25 protein-coding genes and 1 riboswitch are annotated in these 25,916 nt (G+C 70.4%); of the genes, 10 read left to right on the top strand and 15 right to left on the bottom strand.

All coding sequences use genetic code 11. From position 1 onward, the window contains the following. Positions 1–41 precede the first annotated feature (41 nt). Genes ACYQ78_RS01625 through ACYQ78_RS01610 form a run of 4 tightly spaced genes read right to left on the bottom strand, consistent with a single transcriptional unit; the run spans position 42 to position 4,455 of the window. Positions 42–710, bottom strand: coding sequence for a response regulator transcription factor (locus ACYQ78_RS01625; protein WP_459798828.1), 669 nt, complete (start codon positions 708–710; stop codon positions 42–44). Positions 711–720: 10 nt separating this feature from the next. Then, positions 721–1,773, bottom strand: coding sequence for a threonine aldolase family protein (locus ACYQ78_RS01620; protein WP_459798827.1), 1,053 nt, complete (start codon positions 1,771–1,773; stop codon positions 721–723). Continuing rightward, positions 1,763–2,425 carry an SDR family NAD(P)-dependent oxidoreductase gene (locus ACYQ78_RS01615; RefSeq protein WP_459798826.1) on the bottom strand — a complete coding sequence of 221 codons (663 nt, stop codon included), beginning with the start codon at positions 2,423–2,425 and terminating at the stop codon, positions 1,763–1,765. The genes ACYQ78_RS01620 and ACYQ78_RS01615 overlap by 11 nt, the downstream gene beginning before the upstream one ends. Before the next feature lie 2 nt (positions 2,426–2,427). After that, positions 2,428–4,455, bottom strand: a complete 2,028-nt coding sequence (locus ACYQ78_RS01610; RefSeq protein WP_459798825.1) for a DUF6421 family protein — start codon at positions 4,453–4,455, stop codon at positions 2,428–2,430. Positions 4,456–4,628: 173 nt separating this feature from the next. Here ACYQ78_RS01610 and ACYQ78_RS01605 point away from each other — a divergent pair, with 173 nt between their 5' ends. Further along, complete coding sequence (locus ACYQ78_RS01605; protein ID WP_459798824.1) at positions 4,629–5,330, top strand: hypothetical protein; 702 nt, start codon at positions 4,629–4,631, stop codon at positions 5,328–5,330. On the opposite strand, the gene ACYQ78_RS01600 is transcribed toward ACYQ78_RS01605, so the two are convergent. Next, complete coding sequence (locus ACYQ78_RS01600; RefSeq protein ID WP_459798823.1) at positions 5,270–5,938, bottom strand: response regulator; 669 nt, start codon at positions 5,936–5,938, stop codon at positions 5,270–5,272. The genes ACYQ78_RS01605 and ACYQ78_RS01600 overlap by 61 nt on opposite strands. Further along, positions 5,935–7,083 (bottom strand): sensor histidine kinase, encoded by a 1,149-nt coding sequence (locus ACYQ78_RS01595; protein ID WP_459798822.1) that lies wholly within the window; start codon positions 7,081–7,083, stop codon positions 5,935–5,937. Before ACYQ78_RS01595 ends, ACYQ78_RS01600 begins: the two co-directional genes overlap by 4 nt. A gap of 192 nt (positions 7,084–7,275) precedes the next feature. On the opposite strand from ACYQ78_RS01595, the gene ACYQ78_RS01590 reads away from it, so the two are divergent. Next, a complete protein-coding gene (locus ACYQ78_RS01590) occupies positions 7,276–8,772 on the top strand; it encodes a hypothetical protein (RefSeq protein WP_459798821.1) in 1,497 nt (498 codons plus the stop codon). Continuing rightward, positions 8,769–10,439 carry a serine/threonine-protein kinase gene (locus ACYQ78_RS01585; protein WP_459798820.1) on the top strand — a complete coding sequence of 557 codons (1,671 nt, stop codon included), beginning with the start codon at positions 8,769–8,771 and terminating at the stop codon, positions 10,437–10,439. Before ACYQ78_RS01590 ends, ACYQ78_RS01585 begins: the two co-directional genes overlap by 4 nt. Here ACYQ78_RS01585 and ACYQ78_RS01580 read toward each other — a convergent pair. The 4 genes from ACYQ78_RS01580 to ACYQ78_RS01565 all read right to left on the bottom strand — a co-directional run bounded on the left by ACYQ78_RS01580 (position 10,429) and on the right by ACYQ78_RS01565 (position 13,719). Then, the gene (locus ACYQ78_RS01580) at positions 10,429–11,205 is read right to left on the bottom strand and encodes an ABC transporter ATP-binding protein (protein WP_459798819.1); all 777 of its coding nucleotides are present in this window, start codon (positions 11,203–11,205) and stop codon (positions 10,429–10,431) included. The genes ACYQ78_RS01585 and ACYQ78_RS01580 overlap by 11 nt on opposite strands. Further along, positions 11,202–12,209, bottom strand: a complete 1,008-nt coding sequence (locus ACYQ78_RS01575) for a FecCD family ABC transporter permease (RefSeq protein WP_459798818.1) — start codon at positions 12,207–12,209, stop codon at positions 11,202–11,204. Before ACYQ78_RS01575 ends, ACYQ78_RS01580 begins: the two co-directional genes overlap by 4 nt. A gap of 108 nt (positions 12,210–12,317) precedes the next feature. After that, positions 12,318–12,533: a hypothetical protein gene (locus ACYQ78_RS01570; RefSeq protein ID WP_459798817.1), complete on the bottom strand. Its 216-nt coding sequence runs from the start codon at positions 12,531–12,533 to the stop codon at positions 12,318–12,320. Positions 12,534–12,789: 256 nt separating this feature from the next. After that, positions 12,790–13,719 carry an ABC transporter substrate-binding protein gene (locus ACYQ78_RS01565; protein WP_459798816.1) on the bottom strand — a complete coding sequence of 310 codons (930 nt, stop codon included), beginning with the start codon at positions 13,717–13,719 and terminating at the stop codon, positions 12,790–12,792. Positions 13,720–13,798: 79 nt separating this feature from the next. Beyond that, positions 13,799–13,920, bottom strand: a riboswitch (cobalamin riboswitch). A 27-nt stretch (positions 13,921–13,947) separates the two neighbouring features. Here ACYQ78_RS01565 and ACYQ78_RS01560 point away from each other — a divergent pair. From ACYQ78_RS01560 to ACYQ78_RS01550, 3 genes are all read left to right on the top strand, one after another. After that, entirely contained in the window at positions 13,948–15,144 is a 1,197-nt protein-coding gene (locus tag ACYQ78_RS01560) for a sensor histidine kinase (protein ID WP_459798815.1), read from the top strand. A gap of 145 nt (positions 15,145–15,289) precedes the next feature. Further along, positions 15,290–15,934, top strand: a complete 645-nt coding sequence (locus tag ACYQ78_RS01555; protein WP_459798814.1) for a response regulator transcription factor — start codon at positions 15,290–15,292, stop codon at positions 15,932–15,934. Between the two features lie 572 nt (positions 15,935–16,506). After that, positions 16,507–17,751 carry an acyltransferase family protein gene (locus tag ACYQ78_RS01550; RefSeq protein ID WP_459798813.1) on the top strand — a complete coding sequence of 415 codons (1,245 nt, stop codon included), beginning with the start codon at positions 16,507–16,509 and terminating at the stop codon, positions 17,749–17,751. On the opposite strand, the gene ACYQ78_RS01545 is transcribed toward ACYQ78_RS01550, so the two are convergent. Further along, complete coding sequence (locus ACYQ78_RS01545) at positions 17,717–18,589, bottom strand: Gfo/Idh/MocA family protein (protein ID WP_459798812.1); 873 nt, start codon at positions 18,587–18,589, stop codon at positions 17,717–17,719. The genes ACYQ78_RS01550 and ACYQ78_RS01545 overlap by 35 nt on opposite strands. 70 nt (positions 18,590–18,659) lie before the next feature. Here ACYQ78_RS01545 and ACYQ78_RS01540 point away from each other — a divergent pair, with 70 nt between their 5' ends. Next, the gene (locus ACYQ78_RS01540; RefSeq protein WP_459798811.1) at positions 18,660–19,256 is read left to right on the top strand and encodes a histidine phosphatase family protein; all 597 of its coding nucleotides are present in this window, start codon (positions 18,660–18,662) and stop codon (positions 19,254–19,256) included. Here ACYQ78_RS01540 and ACYQ78_RS01535 read toward each other — a convergent pair. The 3 genes from ACYQ78_RS01535 to ACYQ78_RS01525 all read right to left on the bottom strand — a co-directional run bounded on the left by ACYQ78_RS01535 (position 19,253) and on the right by ACYQ78_RS01525 (position 20,661). Next, positions 19,253–19,525, bottom strand: coding sequence for a hypothetical protein (locus ACYQ78_RS01535; protein WP_459798810.1), 273 nt, complete (start codon positions 19,523–19,525; stop codon positions 19,253–19,255). The genes ACYQ78_RS01540 and ACYQ78_RS01535 overlap by 4 nt on opposite strands. A gap of 79 nt (positions 19,526–19,604) precedes the next feature. Further along, complete coding sequence (locus ACYQ78_RS01530) at positions 19,605–19,838, bottom strand: DUF397 domain-containing protein (RefSeq protein ID WP_066365685.1); 234 nt, start codon at positions 19,836–19,838, stop codon at positions 19,605–19,607. Beyond that, positions 19,825–20,661, bottom strand: coding sequence for a helix-turn-helix domain-containing protein (locus ACYQ78_RS01525; protein WP_459799732.1), 837 nt, complete (start codon positions 20,659–20,661; stop codon positions 19,825–19,827). The genes ACYQ78_RS01530 and ACYQ78_RS01525 overlap by 14 nt, the downstream gene beginning before the upstream one ends. Positions 20,662–20,812: 151 nt before the next feature. Here ACYQ78_RS01525 and ACYQ78_RS01520 point away from each other — a divergent pair, with 151 nt between their 5' ends. Then, entirely contained in the window at positions 20,813–21,352 is a 540-nt protein-coding gene (locus ACYQ78_RS01520) for an ATP-binding protein (protein ID WP_459798809.1), read from the top strand. Between the two features lie 338 nt (positions 21,353–21,690). Then, positions 21,691–24,066 (top strand): helicase-associated domain-containing protein, encoded by a 2,376-nt coding sequence (locus ACYQ78_RS01515; RefSeq protein ID WP_459798808.1) that lies wholly within the window; start codon positions 21,691–21,693, stop codon positions 24,064–24,066. 401 nt (positions 24,067–24,467) lie between these two features. Here ACYQ78_RS01515 and ACYQ78_RS01510 read toward each other — a convergent pair whose 3' ends face one another. Beyond that, the gene (locus tag ACYQ78_RS01510; protein WP_459798807.1) at positions 24,468–25,355 is read right to left on the bottom strand and encodes an AraC family transcriptional regulator; all 888 of its coding nucleotides are present in this window, start codon (positions 25,353–25,355) and stop codon (positions 24,468–24,470) included. Between the two features lie 123 nt (positions 25,356–25,478). On the opposite strand from ACYQ78_RS01510, the gene ACYQ78_RS01505 reads away from it, so the two are divergent. Next, positions 25,479–25,796, top strand: coding sequence for a putative quinol monooxygenase (locus ACYQ78_RS01505; RefSeq protein WP_459798806.1), 318 nt, complete (start codon positions 25,479–25,481; stop codon positions 25,794–25,796). The last annotated feature ends 120 nt before the right edge of the window (positions 25,797–25,916 follow it).

The following is a 25,916-nucleotide window of genomic DNA, read 5'->3' as shown; positions in this document are numbered from 1 at the left end:
GCAACCCATGGTGGCCCATGGGGCGCCCGTCGCTAAGGGTGTTACCCCTCCTGTTCGGACAGGTAGAGCAGAACGGCCAGAACCCGGCGGTTCACTTCGGGGGTGGCCTCCAGCCCGAGCTTGGCGAACACCACGCTGATGTGCTTCTCCACCGATTTCTCGCTCAGGAACAGCGTCTCGCCGACGGCGACGTTGCTCTTGCCCTGGGCGATTTGGGCCAGCACATCTCGCTCACGGGGAGTGAGCAGGGCCAGCGGAGAGGAGCGCCGCCGCATCGAGTCGGCCAGGATCCCCTCGACCACGACGGGGTCGATCACCGACCCGCCGCGGGCCACCGCGCGCACGGCGTCGACGAGCTGGCCGGGCTCGCCCACCCGCTCCTTGAGCAGGTAGGCGCGGCCCGCGCTGCCGCCCGCCAGCAGCATGGTGGCGTAGGACGGCTCGGCATATTGCGACAGGACCACGACGCCCGTCGAGGGCGATCCGGCGCGCAGTTTCGTGGCGGCCTGGATGCCCTCGTCGGTCGACGTCGGCGGCATGCGCACATCGGTGACGACGACGTCGGGCCGGTGCTCCTCGACGGCGGCGAGCAGCCCGCCGAGGTCGGCGCACGCGGCCACGACGCTCAGGTCGGGATCGCGGGAGAGCACGCGTTCCACGCCCTCGCGCATCAGCAGGTTGTCTTCGGCGATCACGACCCGTAATGGCACGGGGCCAAGGCTATCCCTCGGCGAGCGCGGCGACGAAGGCGTCCACATCCTCCTCGGTGGTGTCATAGGAGCACATCCACCGCACCTCGCCCGTCTCCTGGTTCCAGGTGTAGAACGGGAAGTCCTTGCGGACCCGGTCGGCCACCTCTCCGGGCAGCGTCGCGAAGACCGCGTTGGCCTGCGGCCTGCGGGTCAGCGTGACATGGGGGATGTCTCCGACCCTGTCGGCCAGCCGCGCCGCCATCGCGTTGGCGTTCCTGGCGTTGCGCAGCCACAGGTCACCGGCGAGCAGCGCCTCGAACTGGGCCGACACGAACCGCATCTTCGAGGCGAGCTGCATGCTCGTCTTCCTGATGTACGGCAGCCCGCGCACCGCGTCGGGGTTCAGCACCACCACGGCCTCACCCAGCATCAGCCCGATCTTGGTGCCGCCGAACGACACCACGTCGACCCCGGCCTCGGTGGTCAGCGCCCGCAGCGGCACGTCGAGCGCGGCGGCGGCGTTGCACAGCCGGGCCCCGTCGAGGTGCACGAGCATCCCGCGCGCGTGGGCGTGCTCGGTGATCGCGGCGATCTCGCCGGGCGTGTAGACGGTCCCGAGCTCGGTCGACTGGGTGATCGTCACGACCCGGGGCTGGGCCCGGTGCACGTCGCCGAACCCCCACGCCTGGGTGTCGATCAGGTCGGGCGTCAGCTTCCCGTCGGGCGTGCGGACGGTGTGGAGCTTCAGCGACCCCACGACCTCGGGCGCCCCGCCCTCGTCGACGTGCACATGGGCGGTGTCGGCGCAGATGACCGACTCCCACGATTGGCACATCGCGCGCAGCGACACCACGTTGGCCGCGGTGCCGTTGAACACGGGATAGACCTCGGCCGTCTCGCCGAAGTGACGGCGGAACACGCCCCGCAGCGCCGAGGTGTAGACGTCGTCGCCGTAGGAGACCTGGTGGCCGCCGTTCGCGAGCGCGATGGCCTCCAGGATCTCCGGGTGGACGCCCGCGTAGTTGTCGCTCGCGAACCCCTTGAGCGCGGGGTCGTGGCGGCGGACGGCGTCAGTTCCCATGGGCGGTCAGATCCAGCCTGAGGCCGTTGGCCTCGGTCACCGGCAGCTCCCACAGGCCGGCCAGGCTCTTGGCCAGGTCGTCGACGTCGGTGAAGTTGCGGAACGGCTTCTCGGGGGCGGCGTCGCGCATGGCCTGGTGGACCAGCGCCATCACGACCACGATCGAGGCGGCGCTGGCGCTGCTCTTGAGGGCGTCGGCGAAGGCCATCGTCCACGCCTCGGAGGCGGCCTTGGCGGCGGCGTAGCAGGCGTTGCCCTGCGTCGGCGCCTCGGCGGCCTTGGCCGACACGATCGCGAACCGGCCGTCGTCGCTGGCCTTGAGCAGCGGTTCGAAGGCCAGCGTGACGTGCTGGAGGGTGCGGACCAGCAGGTCGTTGAGGTCGGACCAGTCCTGCAGTTTGGTCTCGGCGAAGGTCTTGGACCCGCGCCAGCCGCCGACCAGGTGGAAGATCCCGTCGACCCGGCCGTGGTCGGCCCGGATGCGGGCCTCCAGGTCGCGGACCTGCCCGATGTCGAGCAGGTCGACGGGCAGGCAGCCCTCGGCGCCCGAACGGTCGACACCGATGACGGTGTCGCCGAGCTCGGTGAACCTCTTCACGACGGCCCGCCCCGCCGGGCCGCCCGCGCCCAGCACCAGAATGACGCGGCTCATGGTCAGCGCACACCCTTCGTCGATTCGATCACGTCGGCGAGCTTACGGCGCAGCGCCTCGTAGAACATGCTCAGGGGGAACTCGTCCGGCAGCACGGCGTCGACCATGGCCTTCTGCTCCTCCGGCAGGTCGCGGGTGGCCCACTTCGACGCCGGGTGGGGCGCGACGTAGGCGGCGACGAGGTCGTGGGCGGCCAGCCAGTGGGCCAGCTTCGAGCGGTCGATGCCGTCGCGGTAGAGCTTCTCCACCTCGGCCCGCAGGTCCGCGACGCCGCCGGCGACCCGGTCCCAGGCGATCGAGAGGCGGTTGTCGGTCCACCGGACGATGTCGTTGCGGTGCAGGTAGGCGAAGAGCAGCTGGCCGCCGAGCCCGTCGTAGTTGCGCACCCGGTCACCGGTGACCGGGAAGCGGAACAGCCGGTCGAACAGGATCGCCAGCTGCACGTAACGGGCGTGCGGCACCCCGTCGGCCTCCAGTTTCACGGCCTCGCCGAAGGCGGTCAGGTCGCAGCGCAGCTCCTCCAGTGAGTAGAGCCAGAAGGGCATCCGCTGCTTGATCATGAACGGGTCGAACGGCAGGTCGCCGTGGGAGTGGGTGCGGTCGTGCACCAGGTCCCACATCGTGAAGGTCTCCTGGGCGAGCTCCTGCGAGGCGACCAGGCGGGCGGCGTCCGGCGGCAGGTCGAGCTTGAGCGTCTTCGCGGCGGCGTCGACGACCATCCGGAACCGGGCGGCCTCACGGTCGCAGAAGATGCCGCCCCAGGTGAAGCGCGGCGGGGTCTCCCGCACGACCACGGTCTCCGGGAACAGGACGGCGGAGTTGGTGTCGTACCCGGCGGTGAAGTCCTCGAAGGCGATGGGCACGAACATCGGGTTGTCGTAGCCCCCGGCCTCCAGGTCGGCCAGCCACTGCGGCCAGACGGTCCTGATCCAGACCGCCTCCAGGTTCCGGTTCGGGTTGCCGTTCTGGGTGTACATCGGGAACACCACGAGGTGCTCCAGCCCGTCGACCCGCTGCTCGTCGGGGTGGAACTCGTTCAGCGAGTCGAGGAAGTCGGGCTTGCCCCCGGTCTCGGCCCACTTCGCCAGGTCGCTCTGCACGGCGCCGAGGTAGGCCGCGTCGTGCGGGAACCGCGGGGCGAGCTCCTTCAGGCGGTCGGCCACGGTGGAGATCAGCGCGGTGTCACCGGTGAAGGTGCCGTCCTTCTCCGTGTACGGCCTGAGCGCCTCGACCGCATCCTTCAGAGCGCCGAACTCCGGCTTTCCACTCTCGCGGCCCGCCGCGTCCTGAGGGGACCGGGCCGCCCAGGTCACCAGGTTGCTCCACAGGCGCGCGTGGTCGAGGTCGCTGATCGAGTCGTCGCCGAACAGGTCGGAGTCGGCGACCACGACGACCCGGCCCCTCTTGAACGGCAGCGCGACGGCGAGCGGCGCGTGGGCGGGCGTGGCGCTGCCCGAGGTCTGGAACAGCACGGCCGCCCCGGGAGCCTCCAGGACACCGGCCCGGTAGAAGCAGGCCCGCTGCACCCCGGCCAGCACGTCGGCCCCGTCGACCGAGGCGTGCCCCGGCTCGCCGAGCACCCAAGAGGCGACGTTGTTGAACCGGTTGGCGGGATCCTGCACGGTCGTGTGCACGACCGTCACGCCGAAGCGGGACAGCAGGTCACCCAGATTGGTGCCGTACTTCTCCTGCTCCTCCTCCGCGAGGACGACGAGCCCTCCCCCGCCGGCCACGAACGCCTCGATCGCGTCGATCTCCTCGGAGGTGAACACGGGGCTGCCGAGCCCAGTGGTGCGTTCCCAGCGCTGTGCCGACGGATGGGCGATGACCAGCAGGTCCTGGCCGTCCAGGACAAGTGTCCCGTCCGTGTGGGCGGAAACCTGGGACCCCAGACGCCGGAGAAGATCGGCGGCTCGGGCGTAGGAGTTGTCGTCGGGATGGCCCGGGTTCATCGCCTGGGCGACGTCGCGCCGGATCGTCCACGCCTCGCTGTGGCTCTCGTCGAACAGCACCTTAGGGAACGCAGTCATGAAAGTTCTCCTGCTATCGATACCTCTTGACGAAAAATATATGCCAATGTCCGGATGTAACCGCAAGTCACTCTCCGGAGTGACGGCGAATCCCCCGCTGTAGGGACGTCGTCCCGGGACACGCGTCCCTAACGTTCGGCCTCGTTGAGAGATACCCGAGGGGGATGCGAGAGATGTTCAAGAGTTCAACCGGCTTCCGGCGCTGGGTCACCGGCCTGCTGCTGATCGTTTCGCCGTTGCTGCAGTTCATCGCGGTGGTGGTCGACCCCGGCACGTGGGGCGACATCCGCGAGTCGGTCAGCTACCAGGACAACCCGGCCCTGGCGCAGCTCCAGTCGGCGCTGTACCACTGGTCGTGGATGCTGCTGCCGGTCGCCCTGATCGGCGTCCTGCACTTCGCCCGCAAGCGCGGCGCGGTGCTCGGCCACATCGGCGGCACGATGGCGGTGGTCGGCTTCCTGTCGCTGTCGGCGCTGCTGATGCTCGACCCGGTCGAGTGGTATCTGGGCCAGCACAACTCACCCGAAGAGGCCGAGAAGATCTTCAACGCGATCTTCGACCTGCCCGGCGTGGTCTTCGGCTTCCAGATGCCGTGGCTGTTCTTCGGCCCGATCGGCGCCGGCCTGGTCGCCATCGCCCTGTGGCGGGCGAAGTTCGCCCCGCTGTGGACGACGATCCTGATCCTGCTCGGCTGGTGGGTCGGCTTCGTCATCGAGTACGGCCCGCTCACCCTGATCACCTGGGGCGTGCCGGTGATCGCGTTCGGCTACTGGGGTGTGAAGGTGCTCCGCATGAGCGACGCGGAGTGGATCTCCTACTTCCCGACGGCGCCGGGCGTCACCACGCCCGACTCGTACGCGAACACGACCGCCTGAGCGCGGTCGCGCAGGTTCAGTTTCATCAGGACCCGGGCGACATGGGTCTTGACCGTGGCCTCACCGACGAAGAGCGCGCTCGCGATCTCGGCGTTGGTGAGGCCTTTCGCGAGCATGCGGAGCACTTCGAGCTCACGCGGCGTCAGATCGCCGAGCTGGGGCGGCCTGACCGGCTCGTGGCGGCCGGCGAAGGAGGCGATCACCCGCGTGGTGACCGCCGGGTCGAGCAGCCCGTCGCCCGCCGCGACCACCCTGATGGCCTCCACGAGTTGCTCCGGCGGCGACACCTTGAGCAGGAACCCGCTGGTCCCGGCCCGGAGGGCGGCGTAGAGGTTCTCGTCGGTGTCGAAGGTGGTCAGCATGATGACCTTGGGCGGGCTGGGGGTGTCGAGGAGCTGGCGGGCGGCGGTCAGGCCGTCCATGCGGGGCATCGAGATGTCCATCAGGACGACGTCCGGCTGCACCCGGCGGGCCAGCGCGACGGCCTCCACGCCGTCGGCGGCCTCGCCCACGATCTCCATGCCCGGCTCGCTCTCCACCACCATGCGGAGACCGGCCCGGATCATGGCCTGGTCGTCGGCCAGCACGATCCTGATGTTCTGTCTCATACCAGGACAACCCCCGGAGACGTCGGCAGCACCGCGCAGACGCGGAACCCGCCTTCTTCACGCGGCCCCGCATCCAGCGTGCCGCCGAACAGCTCGGCCCGCTCGCGCATGCCGATGAGACCGTTCCCGGTCGACAGCGTGCCCGAGCCCACGGCCTTCCCGTTGTCGGTCACTTCGAGCGTGACCGAGAGCGGGTGGTAAGTGATCTTGATCTGCACGTCGGCCTCACCGGCGTACTTCACCGCGTTGGTCAGCGCCTCCTGCACGATCCGGTAGGCCGACAGGTCGAGACCCGGCGCCAGCCGCACCGGCTCGCCCGTGACCGTCAGCGTGATCCGCAGCGCGGTGTTGCTGACCGTGGAGATCAGGTTGCCGACCATGTCGAGGCCGGGCTGCGGCAGCGCCTCGTCCTGCGGCATCCGCAGCGCGCCCAGCATGACCCGCAGCTCGTTGACGGCGTCGCGGCCGGCCTGCTCGATCCCCATCAGCACGGGGTTGTCGCCCCCCTGGGACCGGCGCAGCCCGGCGGCCTGCATGACCATCATGCTGACGCTGTGGGCGACCACGTCGTGCAGTTCGCGGGCGATGCGGCTGCGCTCGGCGGCGACCGCCTCGGCGGCCCGGCGCTCCCGCTCGACCTCGGCCAGCGCCGCCTGCTTGGCGGCCTTCTCGGCCCGGATCAGCCACGCGCGCAGGCCCACGCCGGTCAGGTAGGCGAACCCGAACATGACCGTGAGGTAGATCGCCTCGTCGAACGGCAGCACCCGCATGTCGACCACGCCGAGATCGAAGATCGCGATCCCGCCCAGCCCCCACCACGGGCCCTTGGTGCGCGGCAGGAAGGCGCCGAGGCCGTGGAAGCCGATGAGCAGGGCGATGATCTGGTGGACCTGGCACTGCTCGAACCCCTGGCGGTGCCAGAGGAACTGGAGGACGACCGTGCCGACGAAGACGACGACGGGGGCTCTGCGGAGGAAGCAGAGCAGACCCCCGGCGATCAGCGCCTGGGGGATCCACCAGAGCTCGGGGTTCTGGGCGGCGCCGTAGGAGGTCGCCGTGGTAAAGGCTTCGAGCGTGCCGACGGCCGCGACTGCGGCACCGATGAGGAGGTCGCTCCGGGAGGGCGCGGGTATGCGGAGGGCCATGGTGGCAGATTAGTGTGTCCGGCTCGCCCCGCGAAGCGGCATCCTCCCCGTTAAAGCTGATTCAAGCGAAATGCAAGCCCTGGCGTGATCATTGGCCCATATCAGATGAGTGTCAGTGGCTCTATAAGCCCTTGCCGGGGTTATCGGGCGCTGAGACGCTGGAATTCGTCGTTACGGCTAAAGGAGGCGGTCATGCCCCGCCTGGCAATCATCGCGGGGCTCGGTGCCCTGGGTGTCCTGGGCATGCCCTTGTTGCACCCCCACCCCAGCGGTTCGACCGACCGGGTGACCCCCGGTGCGGTACGGGTGGAATCCGAGTCCACCGTCTCCGTCACCCTCATCGACGACCGCAGCCGCCTCCAGCGCGTCGAACGCGAATACGAGGTCGACCCGGCCACCGGCAGCGGCTTCACGGTCACGCCCGACGGCGTGATCGTGACGGCGACCCAGGTCGTCCAGCCGGAAAAAGACCTCCAAGTGTACGCCGCCAACCGGGTCTTCGCGGAATACTTCAAAGTCGACATTCCGGCCGACTACGAGCGGCACAAGATCGACGACCCCGACCTGAATATCCGGCTCCAGGCCTGCTACCCGCCGCGCTCGCAGAACTCGACGTGCAACGCCACCGTCGAGACGAAGGTGACGGTGTTCCCCTACCTCGACCCGGCGCTGCCCGAGGGCATGGCGGCCGAGGTGCTCTCGTCGGGCGACGCCCCGTCGTCCCCGGCGGTGCTGAAGGTCAACGCGGGCCCGAAGAACAACCTGCCGACCGTGCCGATGGGCACCACGATCACCGCCCAGGTCGAGTCGGTCGACGTCATGACGCTGACCGCCCGCCCGTCGGCGAAGGCGCCGCCGAAGATGGACACGGCCCACTTCGACCCGCCGGGCAGCCGCAACTTCAAGGCGGCGGAACGTGACAAGGTCGACAAACTCATCGAGGCGGGCGCGGTCGGCGCGGCGATCATCGACGACCTCAAGAGCGAGGTGGTCGGCCTGCTGTCCGGCGGCGGCAGCCTGCCCGCGACGGTGACCCCCGTCGACGAGATCCGCACCGCCCTGGTGGCGGCCGGGGTGACGCCCCGTCGCGGTCCCGTCGACGTCGTCTACGAACAGGCGCTGGCCGCCTACCACAACAAGCTCTACGGCAACGCCGCCCCGGTGCTCCAGCAGGTGCTGACCCTGCGGCAGGACCACGCGGTGGCGCTCGAATACCTGCGGGTCTCCAAGGCCAAGGCGAACACCGCCGAAGACGCCGCGCTGAAGAAGGCGGCGCCCGTCCCGGTGCCGGCGCCCTCGTCGGGGGTGCCGCCCTGGATCTGGATCACCGGCGGAGTCGTGCTGGTCGGCGCCGTCGCGGCCGGTTCGGTGCCGTTCCTGCTGCGCCGCCGCCGCGACGAGGACGACGGCGACCCCGAGGCCTCGGGCGAGAACCACGCGCTGGTCACCTCGTGGCCGGCCCAGACCGAGGTCTACCGCACGCCCAACCCGGGCCAGCCGGTCGTCGACCTGTCGCCGCCCCAGGGCCTGTCACCGCCCCAGGGTCAGCCGCACATCTCGAACCCCGGATCACACCCCGGATCGAACCCTGGAGGGACGTCGAAGAAGTTCTGCACCCAGTGCGGCATGCGCCTGGGCCACGCCCACCGGTTCTGCGGTTTCTGCGGCCACCCGTCGGACGCGCCATGAGCAATGAGATGCCGGCGCTGGTGGGGCAGCGGCTCGGCGACTACACGATCGAGGCGGTGGTCGGCCGTGGCGGCATGGCCACCGTCTACCGCGCGCGCGACCAGCGGCTCGGCCGCGCGGTCGCGCTCAAGGTGCTGGCCCCGCAGCTCGCCGAGGACAGCCGCTTCCGCGACCGGTTCGTGCGCGAGTCACGACTGGTCGCCTCCATCGACCACCCGCACATCATCCCGATCTACGAGGCCAGCGAGCACGACGGGATGCTGTTCATCGCCATGCGCTACGTCGACGGCGGCAGCGACATGCGCAAGCTCGTCCAAGCGAACGGCCCGCTCCCGGTGGCGCGGGCCAACCACCTGTTCTCGCAGATCGCCTCGGCCCTCGACGAGGCCCACGCCAACGGGCTGGTGCACCGCGACGTCAAACCGGCCAACATCCTGGTGACGGCGAACGACCACGTCTACCTGACCGACTTCGGCCTCACCAAGAGCTCCTCGGCCGACAGCGGCCTGACCAGCCAGGGCCACTTCATGGGCACCCCGCGCTATGTGGCGCCCGAGCAGATCAGGGGCCTGCCGGTCGACGGCCGCGCCGACGGCTACGCCTTCGCGTGCGTCGTCTACGAGGCGCTGGCGGGCCTGCCGCCGTTCCAGCGCGACACCGAACTCGCGCTGCTCTACGCGCACGTCTCGCACGACCCGCCGCCGCTCACCCCCTACCGGCCCGACCTGCCCCACGTGGTGAACCAGGTGGTGGCGCGGGCGCTGTCGAAGTCGCCGCTCGACCGCTACCCGACGTGCACGGCCTTCGTGAGCGCCCTGCGCGACGCCATCAGCGGTGTCGAGGGCGACGTGCCCAGCCCGGTCTCGGGGCCGTCGCTGGGCGCGATCTCGGGGCCGATGTCCGGGGCGCGCACGTCGTGGCCGTCGTCGCCGCCGGTCTACCCGAGCCCGAACTCCAACCCGCCCTACCCCTATCCGTCGCACCCCTCCCACCCCTCGCAGGTGTCGCAGGCGCCGACCTCTCCGGCGGGCGTCCGGCAGAAGAAGCGGTTCTCGCCGGGCCCGGTGATCGCCGGGGTGCTGGGGCTGGCGGTGATCGCGGCGGGCGCGGTCTACGTCGTGAGCCAGAGCGGCGGCGACGGCCAGGCCTCCTGGGACACCTTCCCGGGCAACGTCGCGGCGCCCTACAGCTTCGCCTATCCGTCCACCTGGACCCGGAAGGACTTCTCCGACCAGCACGTCACGATCGCGGCCTCGGCCGACGCCTTCGACGCGCTGTTCGCCGTGCCCGGCAACCCCGACTGGAAGACGGTCAACCCGATCCTGGCCACCTCACCCGGCAAGTCGAGCGGCGTGGTCGCCCAGACGACCGACACGATCTCGGCCAGCGACGCGCTGGAGTCGGTGCAGGCCGGTCTCCAGGCGACGCTGCCCGGAGTGGTGTCGATCCCGGCGCCGCCGCAGCCGACGACGGTGGGCGGTCAGCCCGGGTTCAAGGTCAGCGGCTTCCTCAGCGACTCGACCGGGGCGGGGCGGCTCGACTTCCGCACCTTCCTGGTGACCCGCACGGGCAAGCCGTCGGCGCTGATGACGTTCTTCTGCCCGACGGCCAAGTGTGACGACACCCAGATCACCACGATCGTGAGCAGCGTGAAGTTCACGGAGTAGGCCGTCTCAGGTGGACGACCGGGCGTCCGGCCGGTCCTGCGCCGATGCTCACGCGGGCGCCGAAGTGGCGGGTCACGAGCTCCTCGGTGAGCACCTGGTCCGGGGGTCCGGCCGCGACGGCCTGGCCGTCGCTCATCAGGAGGAGGTCGTCGGCATATTGGGCGGCCAGAGTGAGGTCGTGCAGGGTGCTGACGACGGTGAGGCCGTCGTCGCGGCGCAGCCGGTCGAGCAGTTCCAGCACCTGCTGCTGGTGGCCGAGGTCGAGCGCGGTGGTCGGCTCGTCGAGCAGCAGCACGGGCGCCTGCTGGGTGAGCGCGCGGGCCAGCACGACCCGCTGTCGTTCCCCGCCGCTGAGCCGCTCCAGCGGCCGCGCGGCCAGGCCGGTGAGGTCGAGGCGGTCGAGCACCGCGCGGGCGATCTCGGTGTCCGCGGCGCTCTCGCGCCCCCAATAGGGGATGTACGGCGTCCGCCCCAGCAGGGCGTATTCGCGCACGGTCATGTCGGGTGGCAGCAGCGGGCTCTGCGGCGCGTAGGCCAGGATCCGGGCGCGGTCGCGGGGCGCGAGACCACGTACCGGACGATCCTTGACGGTGATCGCCCCGCTGCACGGCACCAGCCCCATGATGGCCTTGAGCAGGGTCGACTTCCCGGCCCCGTTGGGCCCGATGACCGCCAGCCAGCGGCCCTCGCGGGCCGTCGCGGTCACCCCGCGCAGCACCGGCCGCCCGCCGAGCTCCACCCCGACACCGGTGATCTCGACGGTCATGTCTCCACCTTCCGGGTGGCCCGCAGGATGGTGACGAAGAACGGCGCCCCGACGAACGCGGTGACCACCCCGATCGGCAGCTCGGCCGGGGCGAGGACGGTCCGCGCGATCAGGTCGGCGCTCACCAGGAACGCGCCTCCCACCAGCAGCGACAGCGGCAGCACCACCCGGTACGACCCCCCGGCCAGGCGCCTGACCGCGTGCGGCACCACCACCCCGACGAACCCGATCAGCCCTCCGGCCGACACGGCGGCGGCGGTGGCCAGCGAGGCCGCGACCAGCACGACCAGCCGCACCCGCCCGGCCCGCACCCCCAGCGCGGAGGCCTCGTCGTCACCGACCGACAGCACGTCGAGCAGCCGCCCGTGCACCAGCAGGATCGCAGCGGCAACGGCGGCGTAGGGCGCACACCTGACCACCTGATCCCACCCGCCGCCGACGTCGCCGAGGATCCAGGCGTAGACGCGCTGGAGCTCCTCGACCTTGAGCTGCTGGAGGAAGGTCTGGATGGCGGTGAGGAACGAGGTCACCGCGACTCCGGCGAGCACGAGCGTGGCGGTCCCGCCACCTCTCGTGGCGGTATGCCCGAGCCCGTAAGCCAGCAGCACCCCGCCGACCGCCCCGCAGAACGCCGCGAGCGGCACCCCGACCCCGTCGCCCGCGACCACGATGACCAGCGTGACGGTCAGCCCGGCTCCGGCGGCGGCGCCGAGCAGATAGGGATCGGCCAGCGGATTGCGGAACACGCCCTGGTACCCGGCGCCCGCGACCGCCAGCAGCCCACCGACCATCGCCCCGAGCAGCACCCGGGGCAACCGCAACTCGAACAGCACCCCGTTCTCCAACGGGGTGAGCCCGGAGGCGACATCCACGAACGGCAGCCGATCGACCAGCGCCAGCACCACCCCCTTCAGGGGCAGCCCGGCGGCACCGACCATGAGACCCGCGGCCATACAGGCGACCAGGACCACGGCAGCCGCCCCGATCCAGAAATTTCGAGACATCAGCCTGCGGCCTGACCGGAGCGCAGCACGGTCATCGACCGGCGTGCTTGACCTGAACCGGCTCGCGAACGACGCGATTGCGGCAAGTCCTGACCCGAACCGGCACGATCACCGCACAGCGGCGACGGCTCCGCGCCTGAGCGTGAACCCGCTCGGACCCAGCACCCTGAACTCACACGTGAACCAGCCCCGCCCCAGCACCCCCAGCTCGGACGTGAACCAGCCCCGCCCCAGCACCCCGAGCTTGCACGTGGACCAGCCCCGCCCCAGCCCCCCGCGTTTCGGTGTGAACCAACTCGTTCCCGGCATCGCGTGCTTGGACATGCAGCCACTCCGTCGTGGCTTTGGGGCCGCCCGTGGTTTCGTCCCGGCCTCATGCGGCTGTCGGTCGGCGGTCGCGCGCTGAACGGGCTCGGTCGTGGCGTTCTGCCGGAAGGCCTTGGGGCGGCGAGGCGCGGAAAGGGGCGTTTGGGCATCGGCCCGTGCTCTTGGCCAGGCCTCATGCGGCTGTCGGTCGGCGTTCGCGCGCTGGCAAGGGCTCCGTGCCAAACGGCCGAGCGGAATGGGAGGCGGTCGGGCATCAGCCGGCGGCCTTGGCCACCCCGGCGCCGATGGCCTCGGCCAGGTCTACGACGCGGGGGCCCCAGCGGGAGGCGATGTCGTCGTCGAGTTCGACCACGTCGCCGTTCTTGACGGCCTTCAGGCCGCCCCAGCCGGGGCGCTTCGCGAGGGCTTCGGCGTTCTGCTGGCAGCACTTCACGTCGGCCAGGAAGATCAAATCAGGGTCGGCCTTGGCGACGAACTCGGCCGACAGTTTGGGGTAGCCACCGGCCGCGTCGGGGGCCTCGTCGGCGATGTTGACCAGGCCGAACAGGGCGTAGATCTGGCCGATGAAGGTGGTCGAGGTCGCGGCATACGGAGTGACGTCGAGCTCGTGGTAGTACGTCAGTTTCGCCTGGGGAGCGGCGGCGGCCAGGTCGGCGAGCTTCTGCTTCATCCCCGTCACGACCTCGTCGGCCTTGGCGCGGTTGCCGGTGGCGGTGCCGAGGTTCTCGATCTCCGTGTACGCGTCGTCGATCTTGGTGGCGGCCGACAGGACCAGTACCGGCACGCCGACCTTGCCAAGCCCGGCCACGACGCCTTCGAGGTCGTTGGAGACGATCACCAGGTCGGGCTGCTCGGCGGTGATGGCCTCGACGTTGGGCTTGAAGCCCGACAGGGCGGTCTTGGGCGCCTCGGGCGGGAAGTTCGACTGGTCGTCGACCGCGACGACCTGCGGCCCGGCGCCGATCGCGAACAGCGACTCGGTGGCCGTGGGCGACAGCGACACGACCCGTTGCGGCCTTTCCGCGATCGTGACGGCGCCGTTGGCGGCCTGCACGGTCACCGGGAAGGGGCCGCTGCTCTGAGCGGCGGGAGAAGCGGGGGTCGCGGTGTCGGCACTGCTGCAACCGGACAGCAGGGTGACACCCAGCAACACACCCGCGAGAGCCGTACGCAAGGGCCTCACGAGGTTCCTCCGAAGGGGGTTGCCGGAACGAGAGACCCGGGGACGGATCACCCTTTCCACGAGGGCGGATGGCGTCGGCGACGACACAGGCGACCTGGCTGCCCTCCGGGGAGGAGGGTTCACAGTTGCGGGAACAGCGCCGGGTTCACACCGGACTTCGCTGCGGCGTCACGCGCCCATACCGTACCAACAGCGATTTTGACCCGGACGTGAGGCTAGGCTGACCCCATGGTGTGGCGGGCCGTCAGGGCGACCGGGCGGCTGGTGCTCGATCTGCTGCTGGTCCCCCTGGGCTTCTTCGCCCTCCTCGGCACCGTGATCACGATGATCCTGTCGGCGACCTATCTCGGGTTGCTGCTGCTGCCGTACTCGATCCGGTTCAACCGAGCGGTCGCGTCGCTGGCCCGGCGGAACGCGGCGGCGTGGCTCGGGGAGCGGGTGACGGCGTCCTACCGGCCCGTCCAGGGAGGTCCCCTAGCGCGGGTGCGCGCCGTCACGGGTGACCCGCAGACCTGGCGGGACCTCGGGTTCTTCGTCGTCCACTCCTTCACCGGGACGATCGGCGGGATCCTGGCGATCGGGCTGTGGGGCGCGCTCGGCTGGGGGCTGTCGATCCCGATCTGGTGGTGGGCGCCGCTGCCCGAACACGCCATCTACCTGCCGTGGGCGCTCGACTCGTGGGCGCGGGTGGTGATCACCGTGCCGGTGTTCCTCGGGCTGGTCGGGGCGGTCGGGTTCCGGGTGGTGCCGAGGCTCGCCGACGGGCTGTTCCGGCTGGCCAAGGCGATCCTGGCGCCCCGGCACGTACGCCTGGCCGAACGGGTCACCGAGGCGCTCGACGCCCACGGCCACGAACTGCGCCGCATCGAACGCGACCTCCACGACGGCGCCCAGGCCCGGCTGGTCTCCATCGCCATGCGGCTCGGCATCGCCGAACGGGTGCTGGCCGACGACCCCGGCAAGGCCGCCGCGCTCATCACCGAGGCCCGGCTGAGCACCGAAGAGACGATGACCGAGCTGCGCGGCATCATCCGCGGCATGTACCCGCCGATCCTGGCCGACCGCGGCCTGCCCGGCGCGGTCGCGGCGCTGGCCGGGCGGTCGCCGGTGCCGGTCGAGGTCGAGACGGCCGACGTGGGGCGCCTCCCTGCGGCGGTCGAGGCCGCGGCCTACTTCGTGATCGCCGAAGCCCTGACGAACGTGGCCCGGCACAGCGCGGCGACCCGGGCGAGGGTGGGCGTCCAACGTACGGAAGGCAGGCTCGTGGCCGAAGTGAGCGACGACGGAAAGGGCGGCGCCGACGAACAGGGCGGATCCGGCCTCGCCGGCATCCGCCGCCGCGTCAGCGCCTTCGACGGCACGACCACCCTGACCAGCCCGCCGGGCGGGCCGACGACCTTGCGAGTGGAACTGCCATGCGAATGACGCACGGGCGCGAAGCGGGTGGGGCCGCGTTGCGCGTGACGCACGAGCGCGAAGCGGGTGGGGCCGACCTGCGCATGACATACGGGCGGGAAGCCGGTGCGGCTTCCATCATCTGGCGGAAGGGCGCGGTGCGGGTGGGGCTTACGTGCGAGTGATCATCGTGGAGGACAGCGTTCTGCTGGCCGAGGGGCTGACGCTGCTGCTCAACACCGAGGGGCACGAGGTGGTCGCCACCGTCGGGACCGCCGAGGAGTTCCACGGGGCGGTCGACGAGCACCGGCCCGACATCGCCGTGGTCGACATCCGGCTGCCGCCGACCTTCCGCGACGAGGGGGTCCGCGCGGCGATCCAGGTCCGCCGCGACCATCCGGGGCAGCCGATCCTGGTCCTCTCCCAGTACGTCGAGCAGACCTACGCGACCGAGCTGCTCGCCGGAGGCGGGGGCGGCATCGGCTACCTGTTGAAAGACCGCGTGGCCCGGGTGTCGGAGTTCGTCGACGCGCTGGAGCGGGTGGCCAGGGGCGGCACCGCGATGGACCCCGAGGTGATCGCCCAGCTCCTCATCCGCCGCCACGCCCACCCGATCGACACCCTCACCCCGCGCGAGCGCGAGGTCCTGTCGCTGATGGCCGAGGGCCACTCCAACACCGACATCGCCACCACCCTCGTCGTCACCGAACGAGCGGTGCACAAGCACGTCGGCAACATCTTCGCCAAACTCGGCCTCCCCCCGAGCGACAGCGGCCACCGCCGAGTCCTGGCGGTTTTGGCCTACCTCTCCGGGACCTAGCAGCCGCACGAGCGGATGCATCAGTAGCGCACGGGCTGATGCGTCGCGGGCACAAGCAGGCGCCGCCACGGCGTGCGGTGGATGCGCAGCCGGGCCGGTTGGCGATATGCCGAAATTTCGGGCGCGAACCCTGCGGCCCGTCCCAAAGGCAGGTCGATCGGACTCCGCAGGAAACCACAGGGTGTGTTGGACACCGCGCCGAGCCAGGGCCGACGTTCTGGACTACCGGTGCCAAGCGGCCATATGACGAAATTTCGGGCGCGAACCCTGCGGCCCCGTTCCCCGGATGCAGGTCGATCGGAAGCCGCAGGGTGGGCGGGGAACCGCAGGGTGCGGTGGACACGCCGCCGGGCCAACGCCGACGTCCTGGGCTACCGGTGCCAAGCGGCCATACGCCGAAATTTCGGGCGCGGGCACGACGGCCTGTGGCCGGGAGCTTCCCGTGGTGTAGCCAGCACTACCATCCGGGGTAGCGGGGGCCCGTAGATCGAGACGGGTGCTCGCGGGACCGACTTCGGAGGGCGTTTTCGGAACGCTGAGAGGGACCTGATCCCCCCTGAAGGCGGCCCCCGATGTCCATGACGCACCCCCATCCCGTCCATCCCGTGGCCTCGCCGCGTGACCCATTCGTCGATGTGATCCGGGTGCTGGGGATGGTGCTCGTCGTGGTGCAGCACTGGTCGATGCCGGTGCTGCTCGACCGGGGTGGCGACCTGGTCACCGGCAACGCGCTCGCGTCGGTGCCGCTGATCACGTGGATCAGCCAGGTCATGCCGCTCGTGTTCTTCGCGGGCGGCGCCGCCAACTACCTGAGCTGGACCGCGAGGCCACAGAGCGCCGAGAAGTGGATCGGCAAGCGGATCGTCCGGCTCGGCTGGCCGGTGCTGCCGCTGATCGCGGTCTGGCTGCCACTCCCCTACCTGCTCAATGCGCTCGGCGTCCCCGCGCAGCCTCTCGACGTCGCGTCGCGGCTGGTCGGGCAACTGCTCTGGTTCCTCGCCGTCTATCTGCTCGCCGTCGTCACGACGCCGCTGCTCGCCCGGATAGAGACAAAGGTCCTGCTGCCGGTCTGCGTCGCGGGGGCGCTCGCCGTCGACTTCATCAGGTTCGATGGGTTCGAGGCCGCCGGATATCTGAACGTCGCGTTCGTCTGGCTCGCCGTCCACCACATCGGGTTCCTGTACGCCCAGGGCAGGCTCACCCTCACGGGCAGAAGGGCCCTGGCGCTGGCAGGCGCCGGGTTCGGGGTCACGGCGGCCCTGGTGATCGCGGGGCCCTACCCGGCCAGCATGATCGGAATGCCGGGCATGCCGTCGAACATGGCCCCGCCGAGCGCCGTGATGCTCGCGGTCTTCGCGGGGCAGCTGGGCCTGGCCCTTTGGGCGCGCGAGTGGCTGAACCGGGCGCTGCCCGCGCCGGTGCTGCGCTGGCTGGCGCCGCGCATGATGACCTTCTACCTCTGGCACATGACCGCGCTCATCACCGTCGGCGGGGTCGCGTTCCTCGGGCTCGGCGCCGAGACGCCCGAGCCGTGGTCGGGCAACTGGTGGACGCTGCTGCCGGTCTGGCTGGGCTGGCTGGCGCTGGTCCTGACGGTGCTCACGGCCCTGTTCGGCCGGTTCGAGGCGGCGCCCCCGACGAGTTCCACGCCGCTGCGGACGGTCGCCGCGGCGGGGCTGTCGGCGGCCGGGCTGGTCACCCTGACCGTCACCGGGTTCACGCCGGGCACGTTCGTCCCGGCCGCCGGCAGCGCCGCGCTGGCTCTGGGGCTGGCCCTGCTGCTCAGGCGGAGAGCTGCCGCTCCGCTTCCGCGATGACCCGCTGGAGGCGCAGGCCGTGGGCCGCGTCCAGCGGGTGACCGCCGCCGTTCCTGACCGTGCGGGCGAACTGCGACACCATGCGGCTGAAAGCGTCGTCGCCCATCATGGCGCCGAACAGGGTGGCCGAGCCATTGCGGCCGAACACCTCGACGCGGGCGTCGGGGAGGTCGCCGGTGGCGGCCATGGTCAGCGACGCCTCGCTGACGGCGCCGGTCTCGTGTTCCAGCAGCAGCCCGACCCAGCCGAGCGAGTTGCCGTGGGCGCGCACCCCGGCGATCGGGCCGAGCGCCGCGTCGAGCAGGTCGATCATGTGGGGGCCGACGTCGAGGATCGCGCCGCGCTCCAGCCGCCAGGGGGTGGCGAAGGGGCCGCCGTGCAGGGCGCCGCCGATGTTGGCCGCGTAACCGCCGAAGGGGTCGATGCCGGCGACCCTGTCGAGGAAGGTCTCGGTCGCGGCGGCGTACCGGAAGGAGAAGACCATCTGGGTGGCCACGCCCGACTCGGCGACGGCGTCGGCCAGGCGCAGCGCTCCGTCGAGGCTGTCGGCGAGGGGCTTCTCCAGCAGCAGCGCCTTGCCGGCCTGGGCGGCCAGCACCCCGAGCTCGGCTTGGACGCCCGGGGGCACGCAGAACGCCACCGCGTCGCAGTGGTCGAACAGCTCGTCGAGCAGCTCGAACGCGCGGGTGCCGTTACGGGCGGCGAGCTCGCGCGCGGCATCGGGACGGCGGGCCCAGATCCCGGCGAGACGGGTGTCGGGCCCCGCGGCCAGCTTCGGCGCGTGGATCATGCCCGCCCATGGCCCGGCCCCGATCAACCCCACAGATACCGGTTCCATCAGCATGCTCCCCTTTGTCGCGACACGTCGGCAATCAGAGACTATCGACCACGAAGCGACCATCATGGGGATGGTGAACATCATTCTGCTGCGCCACGGCGAGACCGAATGGAGCAGAACCGGTCGCCATACAGGGCGGACCGATATCCCGCTGACCCCCCACGGCGAGGCGCAGGCCCGCGCCCTCGACGCCGTCGTGAAAGACCACGACTTCGCGCTGACCCTGGTCAGCCCGGCCCAGCGGGCGGCCAAGACGGCCGAACTGGCCGGGATCGCCGAGTGGGACACCGACCCCGACCTGTGGGAGTGGGACTACGGAGGCTACGAGGGCGTCACCACGGCCACGATCAGGGAGACGATCCCCGGGTGGTACATCTGGCGCGACGGCGTGATCCCGGGTGACTCGGCCCATCCGGGTGAGAGCGTCGACCATGTGGGCGAACGCGCCGACCGGGCGATCACCCGGGCGGTCGACGCGCTCACCGGGGAGGACAGCTCCGTGCTGCTCGTGGCCCACGGCCATCTCCTGCGGGTGCTGGCGGCCCGCTGGCTCGGCCTGCCCGCCTCCGAGGGGCGGCTGCTCCGGCTCGACACCGGAACCTACTGCTCACTGGGCTACGAGCACGGCGAACGAGTGATCCTGAGCTGGAACTCGCCCGTCCGCTAGGGATTGACGGGCGCGGGCTGCGGTCCGCGCCCGGTGAGCCATTCGAGGACTTTGCGGTGGCCTCGGCGGGCGTCTTCGAAGTGTCCCCAGCGCCAGTAGCGGGGCTGGTCGCGGACACCGGTGACCCAGGTCCGATACGCCACCGACCTCGGTTGGCCGTCGGAGGGATCGGCCGCGGAGGCGACGCCGTAGGTCCTGATCACGACCCGGCCGCCGGGTGCGAAGAGCACGTCGTCGGCGACGGGGTACAGGGTCATCTGGTCCAGCATGGGAACCATGCTGCCTGACCCGTGTTACACCCCCGGCCCAAAGCCGTTAAGTGAATGAACCTCGTGTTAAATGTGAGCGTTACGCGACCAGGCCGTCGAACTCCCCGTCCTTGACCCCGAGCACGAGCGCGCGGATCTCGTCGCGCGTGTAGATGAGCGCCGGCCCCTCGGGGAACCGGGAGTTGCGGACGGCGACCCCGCCGTCGGGCAGCTCGGCGAGCTCCACGCAGTTCCCCGTGGAGTTGCTGTGCAGGCTCTTCCGCCACTGGACACCGTTGAGGGCGTGGGCGGGCATCCCGTTATAAGTCTGCATACACTTTCTCTCTGAGAAGATCATCGAGCAGGTCCCTGGTCCCGCCCGGCGTGGTGCTCTCCACACAGAGCTGTTCCATGGCCGTCAGGTACGGATCGATGTCCTCGCGCTTGTCGAGGTACAGAGCGCCCCAGAGTTGCTCGACGTAGACCACGTCCGAAAGGTCGGACTCCGGAAACCGCAGGATGGTGAAGGCCCCGCCTTCGGCGGCGTGCATGCCGAAGCGGAACGGCATCACCTGCAGTGTGATGTTGGGCAGCCGGGCCACGTCGAGCAGATGCTCGATCTGCTCGCGCATGATCTTGGGCCCCCCGATGGGCCGGCGCAGTGCCGCCTCGTCGATGACCGCCCACAGGCGCGGGCCGCCCGCATTGGCCAGCCGCTCCTGCCTCTGCATGCGCACATGCACCCGGCGTTCGATCTCGTCATCCGGGGCGTCGGGGAAACCGAGCCGGATGACCGCGCGGGCGTACGCCGACGTCTGGAGCAGACCGGGCACGAACTGCACCTCATAGGTGCGGATCACGCTGGCGGCCTCTTCCAGTCCGATGAAGGTGACGAACCAGTTCGGCAACACCTCGCCGAACTTGTGCCACCAACCAGGCGTGTTGGCCTCCCGGACCATCTCCAGGAGCTGCCGTCGCTCGGCGTCGTCGCTGACGCCGTACAGGGTGAGCAGGTCTTCGACATCTCGTGTCTTGAATCCGACCCGGCCGAGTTCCATCCGGCTGATCTTCGATTCGGAGGCCCGGATGTGGAATCCGGCCTCTTCTCGGGTGAGGTCCCGGCCCTCGCGCAGCCTCCGGAGACTGGCGCCGAGCATGATGCGCCGGACGGTGGAGCCGGAACCTGGCGGGTCGATGGACACGAGTCATTCCTCCGGTATGTGGACTGAACTACAGTCTGTCAAAGATCGCCCCTTTCGTCCCAGGGTCGTTTTGGGTAACGGTAGCGCCTGCAACGACCATCTGCACGTGCATCCGCTGTTGCACATGCACGAGACCGTGCCCCATCATGATCTCGTGCACTCGGTCCTCGAATGGTCGGCACTCGAATGGTGGCCCCCGGTGGGTTGGTGGCCCGAACCCGCGCGTGACCTTCCACCTGCGTTTTCCCCCTCTCAGGCCGCCACTTTCGTCCTCCCGCCGAGGGCGGACTCGGTTCACAGCGCCCGGAGTTTCGCGACCGGGACGCTGACCGGATGGGAACTGGGTGACCTGTGCGACGGGATGGAGCTGGTCGTCTCCGAACTCGCCACCAACGCCCTGCGCCACGGCCTGGAGATCGGCGGACGCCACCGGCGCGAGGTGATCAGGCTGGCCCTGATCAGGCGCGGCGGGTTCGTCACCTGCGCGCTCACCGACCCGGGCTCGGCCTCGCCCGTGCTGCGCGAGCAGAACCCATTCGAGCCGGGCGGCCTCGGCCTGCACATCGTCGAGTCGATCAGTGTGAAGTGGGGCTGGTCTCCGCTCGCCCCGCAGGGCAAGGCCGTCTGGGCGGTTCTCGCCGGCTGAGGGGTGCCCCCGTGTAGCCCGGACTACGCGGGGGCACCCCTTGGCCGACGATCCGTGGAATGCCGCAGCGGCCACCGGGTCCGTGGACCGTCTCAGGGATGGCGGAGCCGTAAAGAAAGATGCTCTTGGGGCGAGTGTGAACGCCCGGCCAGGAATTCCCCATTGAGTATCCGGGATCGCCTTCCTATCTCGTGATCCTGTGCTGAGGTGGAGTCCAGCACGCTCGCGGGGAGGAGGGAGAACAGGAGAATGACCTTTTCGTCGCCCAGGGTGCCGAATATCTTGATCTCACGTGCGTCTCCACCACCGCGGCTTCCCGAGGCCCTGAGAGATCTGTGATGGACGATCACCTAATCGCCTGGCTGACACATCTCGACGAAGACCGGCTCGCGCGGGTCCTGGCCAACCGCCCGGACGCGATCGCCCCGCCCTGGCCCCGGCGGATCGATGCCCTCGCGCAGCGACTCGGTAACACCTTCGCGGTCATGGAGGTCATGCGCGGCCTCCCGCTGCCCCCTCTGGAACTTCTGCAGGCGTGCCTGGTCATCGGCGGCCGCCCGACGGAAGACGAACTGGCCCGGTTCCTCGGCGTGTCCACCTCCGAGGTGATCCCGTGGCTCGACCGGCTCTACGACTGCGCACTGGCCTGGCCCGCCGCCGACGGCCGCATCCACCTCGCCGAAGCGGTGGCCCGCTGGTGGACCGCCCCCTGCGGCCTGGGCGAACCCCTCCACGGCTACCTCGAATCGTGGGCGCTCAACGCCGAAGGGCTGCGGCGCATGTGCCGCACGCTCGGCATCGCCCCGGCGGGCGGCAAACGCCAGATGGTCGCCAGGGTCACCGCCCTGCTCAGCGACCCCGACAAACTCGGCGACCTGCTCTCATCGGCCCCCGAGGGCACCGTCGGCCTCCTCGACGACTTCGCCTGGGACGGCCCGGTCCGCAGCGTCGACGGCAACCGCTTCGTCAACCCCGGCACCCCCGAGAAGTGGGCGCAAGATCGCGGCCTGCTGTTCCGCACCCAATGGGACGTCGCCGAGATGCCCCGCGAGGTCGCCCTCGGCCTGCGCGGCCCCGAATACCACGGCCCGTTCACCCCCTATCCGCCCGACCTTGCGACGATCCCGGTCGACCGCGACGCCGTCGACCTGGCGATGGCGCTGGCCGCGCCCCACCTGCTCGACCGCGCGACGGCGCTGCTGGAGAACACCGACAAGACCACGCTCCCGCTGCTGAAGAACGGCGGCGTCGGGGTGCGCGAGATCCGCCGCGTCGTCAAGGAGACCGGCACCTCCGAAGAGGAGGTCCGGCTGCTCATCGAGGTCTGCGCGGTGGCCCGCCTGCTCGCCCTCGACGAGAAGGCCGGCGGTCTGGTGCCGACCGAGCGCTTCGACTCCTGGCGGCTCGAAGACGCCCCCCACCGGCTGCGCGTGCTGCTGGCGGCCTGGTGGCGGATGGAGCGTTCGTCGCTGCGCCGCACCGACGGCCGCTACCCGGTCGTCCTCGGCGACGACCCCGCCGGAGAGACCATCGCCCGCATCCGCCGGGCCGTACTCGGCGCCCTGACCGACGTCGAGCCCGGCCAGGGCTTCGCCACTTTGCAGGAACTCGTCCAGTCGGTGCACTGGCGGGCCCCGCTCCTCGACCGCGAACTGCTCGCCGAGTGCACCCCCGGCATCCTGGAGGAGTCGCGCATCCTCGGCCTGACCGCCTGCGACTCCCTCACCGACCTCGGCCGCGCCCTCGCCTCCCTCGGCCCGGTCTCCGGCGACGAGAACGACGACACGGCGCCCGAGGTCGAATACGACCCGGCGCTGGCCGAGACGTCCACCCGGGCGCTGGCCAGCGCGCAGCGCACCGCCCTGTTCGGCGCCGACCTGACCGCCGTGGTCACCGGCCCTCCGGCGGTCGAACTGGCCTCGCTCCTCGACCGGGTCGCCACCCGCGAGGCGAAGGGCGCCGCGTCGATCTGGCGGTTCAGCGCCGCGACCGTCCGCCGCGCCCTCGACGGCGGCTCGACCGCCGACGAACTGCTCGACGAACTCGCCCAGGTCGGCACCCTTCCCCAGCCCCTCGTCTACCTCATCAACGACGTCGCCCGGCGCCATGGTGAGGTGACGGTGACGTCGGTCGGCTGCATCGTCCAGGGCTCCGATCCGGGGCTGCTGGCCGAGATCGCCGGGCATCGGAAGCTGGCCAAACTCGGCTTGCGCCAGCTGGCGCCGACCGTGCTCGCCAGCTCCGCCCCTGCCGACCGCACGTTGCGTTCGCTGCGGGAGGCGGGTTATGCGCCGGTCCCGGTCAACGACACGGGGGACATCGAGATCCGGCGCGAGCCGCAGGGCGGGCGGCTGATCCTGCTGCCGGGTGGGCGGGTGGCCGAACTCGACCCGCCGCCGCTGCTCACCGAACCTCCGCCCGACCCGCATGAGCACGCCAAACGTCTGATCAAGGGGCGTGAAGACGCGCGCCAGGCCGTCCAGACCTGGGCCTTGATCGGCCGTATGGCCAGCCGTCTGCCGACCGCCCAGCAGTCGTTGTTGGGCTTCGTCGTCGATCGCGGCGTGCGCGCGTTGATCACCCTGTCCGACGGGGTGACCGCCACCGTCAGCCATGGCGAGTTGCACAGCGGCGTACTCGACGCGTGGTGCGAGGAAGCCGGCGACTACTTGGAGTTCCCCCTCAACGAAATAGCGTCCGTAACAGCCTCTTAAAAGCCTTCTTCTTCCGTTACGGCTCCGCCTACCCCAACCCCGACCACCGCGCCCGGGAACTCCGAGTTCCCGGCGCCAACCGGCCGCGCATCCCACCACCGCAACAACGGATCACAGCGTCCCTATCGGGCGCACTCCTGCCTGACCACACACAGAAGGCCACGCGTCCGGATGAGTAACGTCACGCGGCCGAACCACCACCGACCACGGCAGAACATCCGCCGTCCCGGACACCAACACCGCATCCCGGCCGGATGAAGTCACGGCACCCGGCCGAACCGCCACCGATCACCATGGAGAGGCCGCCGTCCCGAACATCAGCACCGCATCCCGGCCGGATGAAGTCACGACATCCGGTTGAATCGCCACCGATCACGGCAGAGCGGCCGACCGTCATCCGGTCACGGCAGAGCCACAGCCGCACGGGAGGCGAGCATGGTGTCCTGGCTGGGGGGTGTGCCGAACTGGCGGCGGTACTCCCGGCTGAACTGGGACGGGCTGTCGTAGCCCACTCGGTGGCCCACTCCTGCGATGTCACCGGGGCTGGTGGCCAGGAGGAGGCGGGCCTCCTGGAGGCGGATCTGTTTCTGGAACTGGATCGGGCTCATCGCGGTGACGGCCTGGAAGTTGCGGTAGAACGCCGACACGCTCATGCCCGACAACCGGGCCACGTCTTCCACCCGGAACGGCTGCGCGTAGTGTTCCCTGATCCAGCGCACCGCCCGTGCGACGTGGCTGAGCCCGCTGTCGGCCAGCCCGAGCTGCCGCACCACGCCGCCCTGCGGCCCGGTCGCCACCAGCCAGAGGATCTCCCTGATGACCAGCGGCGCCAGCACCGCCCGGTCGCGCGGCCGGTCGATCAGCCGTAGCAGCCGCACGACCGCGTCGACCAGTTCCTCCGAGGCGTCGCTGACCGCGAGGCCGGAGGGCGTGCCGCCCGGCTCGCGCGGGAGGTCGCCCGGTCCGGCGGCCAGCAGGAGTTCGGCCACCGCCTCCGGCTTCAGCACCAGCCCGAACCCGAGCGCGGGTTCGTCTCTGGTCGCCCCCACGAACCGGCCGGTGACCGGCAGGTCGACCGAGGCGACCAGGTATTGACCAGCCCGGTAGTCGTAGACCCGGTCGCCGAGCGCGAGCCTCTTCTCCCCCTGCGCGATGAGCGCCAGCACCGTGCCGGACATCGAGGTTTCGGACGGGTCTGACCGCTCGACCCTGGAGACGAGCACGCCGTCGATGGGGGTGGTCATGTCGGGCCGGGCGTGCCGGGCCAGCAGGCGGCGTAGCTCTTCCATGCCACGATCCCATCACTGTCGAGAGGATCAGGCAAGACCTCGGAAGCATCGTTCTACCTCTGAGCAGGTCGGAGGCAATGTAATGGAGGCAACGGAAAATCCTCCGACGAGAAGGAACGGGCAATGAACGCCACCTACGGATTCACCGCCACCATGACCGCCCTCCCCGGTCAGGGCGACGCCCTGGTCGACCTCCTGCTGACCGGCCTCGAAGAGGGCAGCCCGGCCGCGAGCGAGCACTGCGTGGTCTACCTGGTCAGCCGCTCGGCCGCCGACCCCGACGTCATCCAGGTCACCGAGGGCTGGACCACCGAGGAGGACCACCACCGGTTGTTCGCCGGCGAGACCGCCCAGGCGATGGTGGCCAAGATCGCGCCCCTGCTGTCGGGCGAGTCGACGTACACCGACCTGATCCCGCTGAACGGCAAGGCCACCTTCTAACCGCCGGCCGCATGCCCGCGAGTGGCAACAGCCGGAAATTTCGGTTCATCGCCACTTCCAGCCATCCCCACGGGCCAATACCGCCCGCCCGCCTCCCAGCCATTGCCGGAAATTTCGGCA

The organism is Herbidospora sp. RD11066, assembly GCF_054661255.1.
Note: the sequence above shows the minus strand (reverse complement) of the source record. Positions and strands in the feature narration are given on the sequence as shown.

Bases quoted from the DNA above. Each gene is read 5' to 3' on its own strand.
- ACYQ78_RS01620 (WP_459798827.1), bottom strand. From the start codon at position 1,773: ATGGGAACTGACGCCGTCCGCCGCCACGACCCCGCGCTCAAGGGGTTC.
- ACYQ78_RS01615 (WP_459798826.1), bottom strand. From the start codon at position 2,425: ATGAGCCGCGTCATTCTGGTGCTGGGCGCGGGCGGCCCGGCGGGGCGG.
- ACYQ78_RS01610 (WP_459798825.1), bottom strand. From the start codon at position 4,455: ATGACTGCGTTCCCTAAGGTGCTGTTCGACGAGAGCCACAGCGAGGCG.
- ACYQ78_RS01605 (WP_459798824.1), top strand. From the start codon at position 4,629: ATGTTCAAGAGTTCAACCGGCTTCCGGCGCTGGGTCACCGGCCTGCTG.
- ACYQ78_RS01600 (WP_459798823.1), bottom strand. From the start codon at position 5,938: ATGAGACAGAACATCAGGATCGTGCTGGCCGACGACCAGGCCATGATC.
- ACYQ78_RS01595 (WP_459798822.1), bottom strand. From the start codon at position 7,083: ATGGCCCTCCGCATACCCGCGCCCTCCCGGAGCGACCTCCTCATCGGT.
- ACYQ78_RS01590 (WP_459798821.1), top strand. From the start codon at position 7,276: ATGCCCCGCCTGGCAATCATCGCGGGGCTCGGTGCCCTGGGTGTCCTG.
- ACYQ78_RS01585 (WP_459798820.1), top strand. From the start codon at position 8,769: ATGAGCAATGAGATGCCGGCGCTGGTGGGGCAGCGGCTCGGCGACTAC.
- ACYQ78_RS01580 (WP_459798819.1), bottom strand. From the start codon at position 11,205: ATGACCGTCGAGATCACCGGTGTCGGGGTGGAGCTCGGCGGGCGGCCG.
- ACYQ78_RS01575 (WP_459798818.1), bottom strand. From the start codon at position 12,209: ATGTCTCGAAATTTCTGGATCGGGGCGGCTGCCGTGGTCCTGGTCGCC.
- ACYQ78_RS01570 (WP_459798817.1), bottom strand. From the start codon at position 12,533: ATGTCCAAGCACGCGATGCCGGGAACGAGTTGGTTCACACCGAAACGC.
- ACYQ78_RS01560 (WP_459798815.1), top strand. From the start codon at position 13,948: ATGGTGTGGCGGGCCGTCAGGGCGACCGGGCGGCTGGTGCTCGATCTG.
- ACYQ78_RS01550 (WP_459798813.1), top strand. From the start codon at position 16,507: ATGTCCATGACGCACCCCCATCCCGTCCATCCCGTGGCCTCGCCGCGT.
- ACYQ78_RS01545 (WP_459798812.1), bottom strand. From the start codon at position 18,589: ATGGAACCGGTATCTGTGGGGTTGATCGGGGCCGGGCCATGGGCGGGC.
- ACYQ78_RS01540 (WP_459798811.1), top strand. From the start codon at position 18,660: ATGGTGAACATCATTCTGCTGCGCCACGGCGAGACCGAATGGAGCAGA.
- ACYQ78_RS01535 (WP_459798810.1), bottom strand. From the start codon at position 19,525: ATGCTGGACCAGATGACCCTGTACCCCGTCGCCGACGACGTGCTCTTC.
- ACYQ78_RS01530 (WP_066365685.1), bottom strand. From the start codon at position 19,838: ATGCAGACTTATAACGGGATGCCCGCCCACGCCCTCAACGGTGTCCAG.
- ACYQ78_RS01525 (WP_459799732.1), bottom strand. From the start codon at position 20,661: ATGCTCGGCGCCAGTCTCCGGAGGCTGCGCGAGGGCCGGGACCTCACC.
- ACYQ78_RS01515 (WP_459798808.1), top strand. From the start codon at position 21,691: ATGGACGATCACCTAATCGCCTGGCTGACACATCTCGACGAAGACCGG.
- ACYQ78_RS01510 (WP_459798807.1), bottom strand. From the start codon at position 25,355: ATGGAAGAGCTACGCCGCCTGCTGGCCCGGCACGCCCGGCCCGACATG.
- ACYQ78_RS01505 (WP_459798806.1), top strand. From the start codon at position 25,479: ATGAACGCCACCTACGGATTCACCGCCACCATGACCGCCCTCCCCGGT.